The sequence below is a fragment of the Xanthomonas sp. F10 genome (assembly GCF_014206815.1).
GTDB lineage: Bacteria > Pseudomonadota > Gammaproteobacteria > Xanthomonadales > Xanthomonadaceae > Xanthomonas_A > Xanthomonas_A indica.
Map to the genome: position 1 here is coordinate 1,324,658 of NZ_JACHNP010000001.1, position 12,512 is coordinate 1,337,169.

Here is a 12,512-nt window from a genome sequence, read left to right on the forward strand (position 1 = left end):
GCACGCGCAGTCGCGCGGGCGCCGTCCTGCCAGCCATCCAACCGGCTCGACGGCGCCACGCCTCGTGCGACGGCAACCCGGAAGACCGATCGGCCGCGGCGCCCTCCGCGGCCGATGGCGTTTCCGGGCCGGCGGGACAGCGCTTGCCGCAAATCGGGAAGTGACATCGTTACCATAGTGTGAAATGTGATGAACACCACCTTAAGGAACCATAGGCGCTGTCGATAACGTGAACAGCCGGTAAGTGCCGGCGCCGTCCTGGCCGGTCCTCCATGCAGATGCGCACCCTCGATGCCGACCGCCCGCGGCGTTTTTTGCGATTGCCGCTGGGCCTGGTGCTGCTGGCGATGTGGAGCGTCTGGGCCGTCGTGCACCTGGTCGCGTCCGCCACCCCGCCATCGGCGGCCAGCGCCGAGGGCATCCGGGCGCGCCTGCTGGCCTTCGCGCCGGCCGCCGCCAACGCCGGCCAGCCCGTCGCGTTCCGCCTGCGCGTGGCCGGCTGCGCGTGCGTCGCACCGGCAACGGCGCCCCTGCCAGGCATTCTCAGCGTCGACCTGCGCGACCGCGCGGCACCGCCGACCCTGCCCTATGCGCTCATCGTCTTCGATGCGCAGGCCCGTCTGGTCTATGCCGGCCCGGCACAACTGGCCGGATGCGGCACGTCCATCGCCGCGGCTGCACTGATCCCACGCTTGCTCGTCACCGGCGGTGCATCGCCGCTGATCTCACCCGCCACGTGCGGATGCCCCAACGACTCCAAGGAATCCCTCGCATGAGCGCGTCGCCTCACCCAGGCAGTCTTCTCATCGGCCACGAGCGCTATGTCTATCTGCAGAGGCTGGCGGCACAGGCCGACCGGTTGTTCGTGGCGGTCGCGGTCCTGGCCACCCTGGCCAGCCTCGCCGCCGCCTGGCATCAGGGCGCGTGGACGTTGTGGTTGACGGTCAGCCTGCCGACGCTGGCGGTCATCGCCCTGCAGGTGAAACTGTACCCGGGCAGCCTGCTGAGCCGCTGCACCGTGGCACTGGGCCTGATGGTGCTGGCGGCCGCGCTGATCCAGCAGGCCGGCGGCATGATCGAGGTGCACTTCGGGGTCATCCTGCTGATCGCCCTGCTGCTGTACTACCGCGACTGGCGTCCGATCGTGGCCGCCGCCGCGGCGATCGCCGTGCACCACGTGCTGTTCTTCTGGCTGCAGCATCGCGGCCTGCCGGTGCGCGTGTTCACCGCCGATGCCGGGCTCGGCATCCTGGCGATCCACGCGCTGTACGTGGCGGTGGAAGCGGCGATCCTGGTGCCAATGGCGGTGCAGATGCGCCGACAACTGCTGGACGTGGGCCACGATCCGCACGACCTGGCGCAGGCCGCACGCGCCATCGCCCAGCAGCAACCGCTGCCGGAGGCGATCCGTGCGCTGACCCTGCCGGAAGGCTCCATCGCCCACACCCTGGTCGCGGCCAATGCGCAACTGCTGCACGGCCGCGAGCAGGACAGCGAGGCCCAGCGCGAAAACCAGCGCATCCGCAGCGCGCTGGACGACGTCACCACCAACGTGATGATCGCCGACGCCGAGCGCCGCATCGTCTACGTCAACCGGCCGCTGCTGCAGATGCTCAGCGACGTGCAGGACGACCTGCGCCGCGACCTGCCGCAGTTCGACGCCAGCGCGCTGCTGGGCAAGACCATCGACGTGTTCCATCGCCATCCCGAACACCAGGCGCGCATGCTCGCCGAGTTGAAGGGCACCCACCGTGCGCAGATCCGCGTCGGCGGCCATACCATGCGCCTGATCGTCAATCCGGTCACCGACGCCGCTGGCCACCGCCTGGGCTTCGTGGTGGAGTGGGCCGACCGGACCGACGAAGTGGCGGTGGAAGAAGAGATCGCCGGCATCGTGCGCGGCGCGGTGGCCGGCGACCTCGGCGGGCGCATCCGCCTGGACGGCAAGCACGGCTTCCTGCTGCAACTGGGCGAACAGATCAACGCCATGCTCGCCGCCAGCGCCTCCGGCCTGGGCCACATCCAGCAGATGCTGCGCGCGCTCGCCGAGGGCGACCTGTCGCGGCGCATCGATGCCGACCTGCAGGGCGTGTACGCCAACATGAAGGACGACGCCAACGCCACCGCCGAGCAGTTGTCGGCGATCGTGCGGCAGATCCAGGGCGCCTCCGATGCGATCAACACCGCGGCCGGCGAGATCGCCGCCGGCAACGACGACCTGTCGCGGCGCACCGAGCAGCAGGCCGCCAGCCTGGAGGAAACCGCCGCTTCGATGGAAGAGCTGACCTCCACGGTCAAGCAGAATGCCGAGCATGCGCACCAGGCCAACCAGTTGGCGGTCGGCGCCGCGGCGGTCGCCTCGCAGGGCGGCAGCGTGGTCGGCCAGGTGGTCACCACCATGAGCGGCATCGAGGCCTCCTCGAAGAAGATCGCCGACATCATCTCGGTGATCGACGGCATCGCCTTCCAGACCAACATCCTGGCGCTCAACGCCGCGGTGGAAGCGGCGCGTGCCGGCGACCAGGGCCGCGGTTTCGCCGTGGTCGCCAGCGAGGTACGCACCCTCGCCCAGCGTTCGTCGAACGCGGCCAAGGAGATCAAGACCCTGATCGACGATTCGGTCGGCCGCGTCGCCCAAGGCTCGGCCCTGGTCGATCAGGCCGGCGGCACCATGCGCGAGATCGTGGCCTCGGTGCAGCGCGTGACCGACATCATGCGCGACATCGCCGCCGCCTCGCAGGAGCAATCGGCCGGCATCGAGCAGGTCAACCAGACCATCGCGCAGATGGACGAGGCCACCCAGCAGAATGCCGCCCTGGTCGAGGAAGCCAGCGCCAGTGCCCGCTCGATGGAACAGGAGGCAGGCGCACTGGCACGCGCCGTGGCATCCTTCACCCTGGAGCAGCGCCCGCGGCTGAGCGCCGTCGCCACTGACGGCAACGCGCAGCCGGGCTACAAAAACGCGGCGCTCAGCCGATAGCATGCGTGGGGCGATCCGACGCGGTGCCGCCCCACCCACCTCCCGTACCCACTGTCCACCATGGCCGAAGGCACTCCCAGCGACTCTCCCGTCCCGTCTTCGCCGCAAGAAGAGGTGGAGGACGACCGCTTCCTGCTGACCAAGCCGCGACAGATCCGCCAGTTGCTGCAGTCGCTGATCCAGCAGCGCTCGCAGGTCAGTGCGCACGTGGGCGGCCGCGATCAGGCCTTCTCCACCGCGCTGCTGGAGCTGGATGAGGACAGCGTGCTGCTGGACCTGAGCGTCAACGAAGCCTCCAATCGCGCCGCCGAGCAGGCCGAGTACCTGCTGTGCTTCGCGCAACTGGACAAGGTGCGGGTGCGTTTCCGCATCGAGCGCCCCCAGCGCACCGATCGCAACGGCCAGTCCGGCTTCCTCGCCGCGTTGCCGGAATCGCTGTACTACCTGCAGCGGCGCGAGCATTTCCGCCTGGAGACCCCGGTCACCGAATCGCCGCTGTGCGTGCTGCGTTTCGAGGACGACGCCGGCCAGGTCGAACTGAAGCTGCGCGTGGTGGACATCAGCGGCGGCGGCCTGGCGGTGGCGCTGGTGCAGGGCCAACCCATGCCGCAGCTGCAGCAGAGCTGCCCGAACTGCATCCTGCAGCTGCCCGATGCCGATGCCATCCGGCTGACCCTGCAGGTCTGCAACATGTATGTCTCCAAGCTCGCCAACGGCCAGGACACCCTGCGGGTAGGCATGCGCTTCCTGGACCTGCCGCGCGGCGCCGACGCGGCGATCCAGCGCTACGTGTTCCGCATCGAGCGCCGGCGCAGCGCCCGCAAGAGCGGCGTGCTTTCCTGAACGCCGGCAACCGTCGGCCGCCCGGGGTCTAAAGTTCGGCGGCGCCGCGCCGATCTAGCATCAGAGTCGCGCTTCCCCACCCACGCCATCATCCGCAATCCCGTGCGCACCAGGAGCACACGATGAACGACAAGACCACCTCCACCTCCGGCGCCACCGGCGGCGAATTCCTCAGCTTCACCCTCGGCGAAGAACACTACGGCGTGGATATCCTCAAGGTGCAGGAAATCCGCGGCTACGACTCGGTCACCCGAGTCCCGGACGCCCCCGAGTACATCAAGGGCGTGATCAACCTTCGCGGCACCATCGTGCCGGTGATCGACCTGCGCCTGAAGCTGCGCCTGAAGGAGGCGCGCTACGACGCCTTCACCGTGATGATCGTGCTCAACGTCGAGAACCGCGTGGTCGGCATCGTCGTGGACAGCGTCTCCGACGTGATCCCGCTGAACGAAGAGCAGATCCGCCCGACCCCCGAGTTCGGCGCCGCGGTCGACACCCGCTTCATCTCCGGGATCGGCACCCAGGACGACAAGATGTTGATTCTGCTGGACATCGAGACCCTGCTGGACAGCGCCGAGTTCGGCCAGCAGCACGCCCACGTCGACGAAGCCGCCTGACGGACGACGGCTCGCCCGGCTGTAGACGAACCCGCCTCACGGCGGGTTTTTTTATTTGAAATGCGAACTGTTTATCAGTTGTGAGAATCAAGTTAACCGTTTTCATGCCGATAGCTGAAGGGTGGCTGGCCATCACACAGCCCTCACTTCATCCCCCGTCCTCAAGGAGTCTTGTCATGAAACCGAGCTTTCCCATGCTGTTGGTCCTGTTGCTCGCCGCCAGCCCCAGCACCTTCGCCCAGTCCCAGCAGATGATCCCGCCGGAGATGGCCACCCGTTTCGTCGGCAAGGACGGCATGGTCTGCGGCAAGGTCGAGAAAGCCAAGTACGCGCAGAATTCCGAAGGCGAGCCGACCTTCCTGTACATGGGCGGCATGTTCCCGCGCCACACCTTCTCCGCCCGCATCGCCGGCGCCGACCGCAGCAAGTTCGGCTTCGCGCCGGAGACCCTGGAAGGCAAGGACGTGTGCGTGATCGGCAAGATCGAGCGCGACAGCTCGCGCGCCGAGATCCAGGTCAGCGCGCCGTCCAGCCTGAAGCTGGCCACCATCAAGTAAGCCTCCGCGCCGCCGCGCTGGACCCGTGCACCCACGGTCCGGCGTGGCGGCGTTTGCCGTTCTTGCCCCTTGTCGCCCCCTCCGAATTACGGGAAACGCGCTCATGCAGTGGATAAAAGATCTCAAGGTGATGCCCAAACTGATGCTGGCGTTCGGCGTCGTGCTGGCGTTGATGCTCATCCAGGGCGTGGCCGCCTATCGCGGTCTGAACTCGCTCAATGGCGTGACCAGTAATGTGTCGTCGCAGGTGGTGCCGAGCGTGCGCACCGGCGGCGAGATGCGCGGCATCCTGGGCGAGTACCGCAACGCGGCCTACCAGAGCCTGATCCGCAGCAGCGATGCGCTGAAGAAGGAATCGGCGGCGCGCGCGATCGCGCTGAAGAAGCAGATGGACAAGATCCTGGCCGACTATCCGCCCAAGATCGGCAGCGCGCAGGAAAAGACGATCTACCAGCGACTGGTCGCCGACTGGAAGAAGGCCAGCGCCTCCTATCAGTCCGTCAACGAAATGCTGCAGCTGGACCTGCACGACGACGCCATCGACACCTTCACCGGCGAGACCCGCACCCTGCACAACAAGGTGGTGGACGACGTCGTCGCCCTGATCGCCGAGAACGACCGCCAGGCCAAGGTCGCGGCCGACGCCGCCAGCGGCACCTACGGCAAGGCCTCGGCGACCCTGCTGGTCTGCCTGTTGATCGGCCTGGGCGCGGCGATCGGCATGGCCTTCCTGTTCGGGCGGATGCTGGCCAACAGCGTGCGCGACGCGGTCAAGGTGGCCAGCGACGTCGCCGGCGGCAAGCTCGACGGGCATATCGACGCCAACGGCAAGGACGAATTCGGCGAGCTGATGCAGGCGCTCAAGCGCATGCAGCAGGACCTGCGCGGGCGCATCGAGCGCGACGCCGCGGTCGCGTCCGAGAACCTGCGCATCCGTACCGCGCTGGACAACTCCTCGATCGGCATGTTCATCGTCGACCTGGACTACAACATCGTCTACGCCAACCCCTCGATGCAGGGCCTCACCGACAAGTACGCCGAGCAGATCCATTCGGTCGCGCCGGCCTTCGATTCCAGCCTGCCGCTGGTCGGCTCGCCGGTGACGGTGCTGGAGTACGGCAACCAGCACGATCCCAAGACCCTGGCGGAGCTGGAGAAGAAGGGCGTGATGGACCGCGAGATGGCCTATGCCGACGCGCGCATCGCCCAGACCATCACCGCCATCCGCGACCAGCACGGCGCCCATATCGGCTTCGTGTGCGAATCGCGCGACCGCACCCTGGAAGCCCAGGTCGAGCAGGAAGTGGCCAAGATCGTGCGCGCGGCCGCCGCCGGCGACCTCAGCGGGCGCGTCGGCCTCGACGGCAAGCACGGCTTCTTCCTGCAGCTGGCACAGCAGCTCAACGGCCTGCTGCAGGCCAACGGCGACAGCATCGGCGAAGTGTCCAAGTTGCTGACCGCGCTGTCGCAGGGCGACCTCACCGCGCGCATGCACGGCGAGTTCCAGGGCGTGTTCGCGACCATGCGCGACGACGCCAACGCCACCGCCGAGCAACTGGCGGCCATCGTCGGCCGTATCCAGCAGGCGGCGAACGCGATCAACGCCGCGGCCGGCGAGATCGCCGCCGGCAACGACGACCTGTCGCGCCGCACCGAACAGCAGGCCGCCAACCTGGAAGAAACCGCAGCCTCGATGGAGGAACTGACCTCCACCGTGAAGCAGAACGCCGAACATGCGCGCCAGGCCAACCAGCTCGCCGCCGGCGCCGCTTCGGTCGCCTCGCAGGGCGGCGATGTGGTCGGCCGCGTGGTCGAGACCATGACCGGCATCGAGGCCTCCTCGAAGAAGATCGGCGACATCATCAGCGTCATCGACGGCATTGCGTTCCAGACCAACATCCTGGCGCTCAACGCCGCCGTCGAAGCGGCGCGCGCCGGCGAACAGGGCCGCGGCTTCGCGGTCGTGGCCAGCGAAGTGCGCACCCTGGCGCAGCGCTCGGCCAACGCCGCCAAGGAGATCAAGGGCCTGATCGACGCCTCGGTGGGCCAGGTGGCCAACGGCTCGACCCTGGTCCGCCAGGCCGGCCAGACCATGACCGAGATCGTGGCCTCGGTGCAGCGCGTCACCGACATCATGGGCGAGATCGCCGCCGCCTCGCAGGAGCAGTCGGCCGGCATCGAGCAGGTCAACCAGACCGTCACCCAGATGGACGAGACCACCCAGCAGAACGCCGCACTGGTGGAAGAAGCCACCGCCGCCGCCCGCTCGATGGAAGAGCAGGCCGGCCAGCTGATCGAGTCCGTGTCGATCTTCCGCGTCGAGCAGTCGGCCCAGTCCGCGGTGGTGCATGCACCGCAGGCCGTGGCCGCGCCGAAGCCGGCACCGGTGGCGAAGAAGCCGACGGCCGTCGCCTCCGCCAAGCCGGCGGCGGTGCGCGCCCGCAAGGTCGAACCCGCGCTGGCCGATTCCGACTGGCAGGAGTTCTGAGCCCGGCCCGGCCTGTCGCTACACCCTCTCCCCGGCCTTCGCGCCGGGGATTTTTTTGATGGCGACGCCGGCGCGCGGATTGTCTACGAATCGGTCGCGCCGCGCGCTCAATTTCATCGTTGCCGGGGCCGTTAAATCCCTGGGAACCTTCCAAGGAACTGGTCGATGTCGTCTCGCTCGTTGCTCACCCGCCTCTCGGATCTGCCGCTGCGCCGCAAGTTCCTGTGGCAGACCGTCTTGCTGGGCGCCGGTATCGTCCTGCTGGCGGTGATCGCCGCGCGGATGCAGTACCTGGACATCCGCAACACGCGCGAGCAGGCGCTGAAGAGCCAGATCGAGCTGGCGCTGGGCGTGGTCCGTGCCTATGCGGCGGAAGTGGACAAGGGCAGCATGCCGCTGGACGAGGCGCAGCGCACCGCCCTGCGCACCCTGGAGTCGATGCGCGCCCGCGACGGCGTGGATTACTTCTACGTGCACGACATGCATCCGACCATGCTGATGCACCCCACCCGCAAGGACCTGATCGGCAAGGACATCGGCCAGGTGCTCAGCGCCGACGGCAAGCCGATCTTCCGCGATTTCGTGAAGGCGGCCGAGGCCGGCGGCGGCTATGTCGACTACCTGTGGCCCAAGCCCGGCAACACCACGCCGGTGGAGAAGGTCTCCTACAACGCCCCTTTCGCGCCCTGGCATTGGGTCATCGGCACCGGCGTCTACATGGACGATGTGCAGGCGCAGGCGCTGATCTTCACCGGGGTCATGACCCTGGCGGGCGGCATCCTGGTGCTGCTCACCTTCGGCATCAACTGGCTGATCGGCAGTTCCGTGCTGCGTCCGGTGTCGCGCAGCCTGGACGCGATCCGCGCCGTGTCGCGCGGGGATCTCAACGTGCGCATCGACAACCCCGGCCGCGACGAGGCCGGCGAGATGCTGCGCGCCACCGGCGAGATGATCCGGATGCTGGAGCGCTTCTCCAGCGAGACCGCGCAGATGGCGGTGCTGCACGCCGACAAGGACATGTCCCACCGCATGCCGGAGGATTTCCCCGGCGTGTACGGCGAACTGGCCACCAGCATCAACCGCATGATGTTCGAGCACCTGGATGCCATCGTCGATGCCATCGCCGTGCTCAACGAATACGCCAACGGCGACCTGCATCGCGACGCGCGCCGCCTGCCCGGCAGCCGCGCGGTGCTGCACGAATCGATGGACGCGGCCAAGGCCAGCCTGCTGGCGATCAATACCGAGATCAAGCGCCTGGCCGCCGCCGCCGCCGCCGGCGACTTCAGCGTGCGCGGCGACGCCGAGCGCTTCCAGCACGACTTCCGGCTGATGGTGCAGGACCTCAATGCGATGATGGAGGTCAGCGACCGCAACCTGGGCAAGCTGTCGACGCTGCTGCAGGCCATCGCCGCCGGCGACCTGAGCGCGCGCATGCACGGCGACTTCCACGGCGTGTTCGCGCGGATGCGCGAGGACGCCAATACCACCGCCGACCAGCTCGCCGACATCGTCGGCCGCATCCAGACCGCGGCACGCAGCATCCACGGTGCCACCACCGAACTGGCCGCCGGCAACGAGGACCTGTCGCGCCGCACCGAACAGCAGGCGGCCAACCTGGAAGAGACCGCCGCCTCGATGGAGGAACTGACCTCCACCGTGAAGCAGAACGCCGAGCACGCGCGCCAGGCCAACCAGTTGGCCGCCGGCGCCGCCTCGGTGGCCTCGCAGGGCGGCGACGTGGTCGGCCGGGTGGTCGAGACCATGAGCGGCATCGAGGCCTCCTCGAAGAAGATCGCCGACATCATCAGCGTCATCGATGGCATCGCCTTCCAGACCAACATCCTGGCCTTGAACGCGGCGGTGGAAGCCGCCCGCGCCGGCGAACAGGGCCGTGGCTTCGCGGTGGTCGCCACCGAAGTGCGGACCCTGGCGCAGCGCTCGGCCAACGCCGCCAAGGAGATCAAGACGCTGATCGACGACTCGGTCGGCCGCGTCAGCGAAGGCTCGGTCCTGGTCGACCAGGCCGGCCGCACCATGCAGGAGATCGTGGCCTCGGTGCAGCGGGTGACCGGCATCATCGGCGAGATCGCCGCGGCCTCGCAGGAGCAGTCGATGGGCATCGAGCAGGTCAGCCGCACCGTGGCGCAGATGGACCAGGCGATCCAGCAGAACGTCGCCGTGGTCGAGGAGGCCAGCGCCTCGGCGCGGGCACTGGAAGACCAGGGCCGCCGGCTCGGCGAGGCCGCGGCGGTGTTCCGGCTGGACGCGGTGTCGGCCCAAGCGGACAGCGCTGCGGCGCGCACGCCTGCCGCAGCGGCGCGGAGCGCGGCGCGGCCGGCGCCGCTGCGGCTGGTACGCGCGCCGGCCCCCGCCATCGAGACCGATTGAGCGGCCGTACCGGTGCGATAGGAACAATCAGGCATCGCGCCGCAACTTGCGCCACGTCACGGTTCAAGCAATCGCCGCGCGAGTCGATATCAGGATCACGCTTCGTGATCCGCGCATGACACCGCCGGGTCACGACGCGACCGTTCAGGGAGCACGTGATGCCTTGCCGTCCACATCCACCATCGTCCAGTCTCCTGCCGCCGCGCCGCGTCGACGCGTGCACGCAGGTCCTGTCCATGGTTTGGCGCCAGCCATCCAGGCACTGGATCCGCGCGCGCATGGCACGCGACGGCCTCGACCGGCGCCGCGCCTGCGCGCCGCCCTCGCCTCGCCCCACCTCCGCCAGCTGACGCCGCGGCCGCCCTCTCCCCCGCTTTCCACCCCGTTACCGCACATGGAATGCCCATGAACGTGCTCCCGCACCTGAAAATCCGCGACAAGCTGATCTGCGCCTTCGCCCTGACCACCCTGCTGACGCTGGTGCTGGGCGCGTTCACCTATTCCCGCACCAACCTGTCGATCTCCGAACTCCAGCACATCGAGCGGGACTGGGTGCCGGCGACCCGGGCCCTGTCCGAGGTGCGCGCGCAACTGGGCGAGTTCCGCACCTACGAACTGGCGCAACTGGCGCGCGCCAACGATCCGAAAGCCCAGGCCGACTATTTCAAGCGCATGCAGAAGGTGCGCAACGAGGTGGCCAAGCACCAGCAGGTCATCGCGGCGATGATGCGCGACCCCAAGCAGGTGCAGATGTACGCCGGTGTCCAGGAAACGCTGACGGCCTATCTGCAGGCCAATACCGAGATGGGCGCCGCCTTGCGCGCCGGCGACGTGGCGGCGGCGCAGAGCATCTCCGATAACCGCTCGCGGGCGCTGCGCCGCACCTTGTTCGAGCGCATCGTGGCGTTGACCGAGTACAACGTCGGCGAACTGAACCGGGAGATGGAGCTCGCCCATCGCCAGATGGCCAATACCAAGACGCTGATCCTGGCACTGCTCGCGCTGGCCGTGCTGTTCGCCGGCGTCACAGCCTGGCTGATCGCGCGCGGCATGGCCCGCCAGCTGCACGCGGCCAAGCGCCTGTCGCAGGCGGTGGCCCGCGGCGAACTGGAGGGCGCCACCTATCCGCACGGCAAGGACGAAATCGGCGAACTGATGGACGACATGCTGGTCATGCGCTCGCGCATCCATGCGGTGATCCGCGCGCAGGACGAGATGGCGCAGCAGCACGCGCGCGGCACCATCAGCTATCGCATGGACGAGACCGCCTTCCCCGGCGAGTACGGGCAGATGGTCAAGGGCACCAACGAGCTGGTCGCCTCGCACATCGCGGTGAAGATGCGCCTGCTGCAGATCATCCACCGCTATGCCATCGGCGACCTGTCCGAGGACATGGACCGCCTGCCCGGCGAAAAGGCCGTGCTCACCGAAACCATGGACATGGCCAAGCAGAACCTGACCGCGATGAGCGACCAGATCAAGCAGCTGGCGGAGGCGGCCGCGGCCGGCGCGTTCGGCACGCGCGGCGATCCGGACCGCTTCCAGTTCGGCTTCCGTGCGATGGTGCAGGACCTCAACGCGATGATGGCGGTCAGCGACCGCAACCTGGGCGAGCTGTCGACGCTGCTGCAGTCCATCGCCGCCGGCGACCTCACCGCGCGCATGCACGGCGAGTACCACGGCGTGTTCGGGCGCATGCGCGACGACGCCAATGCCACCGCCGCGCAACTGGCGGCCATCGTCGGCCGCATCCAGGCCGCCGCCGCCAACATCAATGTCGCCTCGACCGAGATCGCCGCCGGCAACCACGACCTGTCGCGCCGCACCGAGCAGCAAGCGGCCAGCCTGGAGCGCACCGCCGCGTCGATGGAGGAACTGACCTCCACCGTGAAGCAGAACGCCGAGCATGCGCGCCAGGCCAACCAGCTCGCCGCCGGCGCGGCCGCGGTCGCCTCGCAGGGCGGCGAGGTGGTCGGCCAGGTGGTGACCACCATGAACGGCATCGAGGCCTCGTCGAAGAAGATCGCCGACATCATCGGCGTGATCGACGGCATTGCCTTCCAGACCAACATCCTGGCGCTGAACGCGGCGGTGGAAGCCGCGCGCGCTGGCGACCAGGGCCGCGGCTTCGCCGTGGTCGCCAGCGAAGTGCGCACTCTCGCCCAGCGCTCGGCCAGTGCCGCCAAGGAGATCAAGACGCTGATCGACGAGTCGGTCGGCCGCGTCGCCGAAGGCTCGGCGCTGGTGGACCAGGCCGGCCGCACCATGAGCGAGATCGTGACCTCGGTGCGCCGCGTCACCGACATCATGGGCGAGATCGCCGCGGCCTCGCAGGAGCAGTCCGCCGGCATCGAACAGGTCAACCAGACCGTGGTGCAGATGGACGAGAGCACCCAGCAGAACGCCGCGCTGGTCGAGGAAGCCACCGCCGCGGCGCGCTCGATGGAGGACCAGGCCGGGCAGCTCGGCGCGGCCATCGCCGCGTTCAAGCTGGACACCTACCAGGGCGCAGCCGCCAACGCGCCGCTCGCGCACGCAGGTCCTGCCCCGGCCCGGACCAGGACCCGGCCGGCGCCACGCCCGCGCCCCGTCGCCGCAGTCGCCGCCAGCGAGGCGCAGTGGCAGGAGTTCTGAGC

8 protein-coding genes are annotated in these 12,512 nt (G+C 68.6%); all 8 read left to right on the plus strand.

The genetic code is table 11. The features are described 5' to 3' along the window. The first annotated feature begins 272 nt into the window (after nt 1–272). Nucleotides 273–776 carry a hypothetical protein gene (locus FHR56_RS05870; protein ID WP_237473114.1) on the plus strand — a complete coding sequence of 168 codons (504 nt, stop codon included), beginning with the start codon at nt 273–275 and terminating at the stop codon, nt 774–776. Next, entirely contained in the window at nt 773–2,980 is a 2,208-nt protein-coding gene (locus FHR56_RS05875; protein ID WP_160946674.1) for a methyl-accepting chemotaxis protein, read from the plus strand. Before FHR56_RS05870 ends, FHR56_RS05875 begins: the two co-directional genes overlap by 4 nt. A 60-nt stretch (nt 2,981–3,040) precedes the next feature. Further along, nucleotides 3,041–3,823, plus strand: a complete 783-nt coding sequence (locus tag FHR56_RS05880; protein WP_184502435.1) for a flagellar brake protein — start codon at nt 3,041–3,043, stop codon at nt 3,821–3,823. Nucleotides 3,824–3,945: 122 nt separating this feature from the next. Beyond that, the gene (locus FHR56_RS05885; RefSeq protein WP_019796102.1) at nt 3,946–4,440 is read left to right on the plus strand and encodes a chemotaxis protein CheW; all 495 of its coding nucleotides are present in this window, start codon (nt 3,946–3,948) and stop codon (nt 4,438–4,440) included. A 194-nt stretch (nt 4,441–4,634) separates the two neighbouring features. Beyond that, nucleotides 4,635–4,997 carry a hypothetical protein gene (locus FHR56_RS05890; protein WP_017910574.1) on the plus strand — a complete coding sequence of 121 codons (363 nt, stop codon included), beginning with the start codon at nt 4,635–4,637 and terminating at the stop codon, nt 4,995–4,997. A 103-nt stretch (nt 4,998–5,100) separates the two neighbouring features. Then, nucleotides 5,101–7,485 carry a methyl-accepting chemotaxis protein gene (locus tag FHR56_RS05895; protein ID WP_160946673.1) on the plus strand — a complete coding sequence of 795 codons (2,385 nt, stop codon included), beginning with the start codon at nt 5,101–5,103 and terminating at the stop codon, nt 7,483–7,485. A gap of 165 nt (nt 7,486–7,650) precedes the next feature. Beyond that, nucleotides 7,651–9,876, plus strand: a complete 2,226-nt coding sequence (locus FHR56_RS05900) for a methyl-accepting chemotaxis protein (RefSeq protein ID WP_160946672.1) — start codon at nt 7,651–7,653, stop codon at nt 9,874–9,876. 405 nt (nt 9,877–10,281) lie between these two features. Beyond that, nucleotides 10,282–12,510, plus strand: coding sequence for a methyl-accepting chemotaxis protein (locus FHR56_RS05905; RefSeq protein ID WP_160946671.1), 2,229 nt, complete (start codon nt 10,282–10,284; stop codon nt 12,508–12,510). Nucleotides 12,511–12,512: the final 2 nt, after the last annotated feature.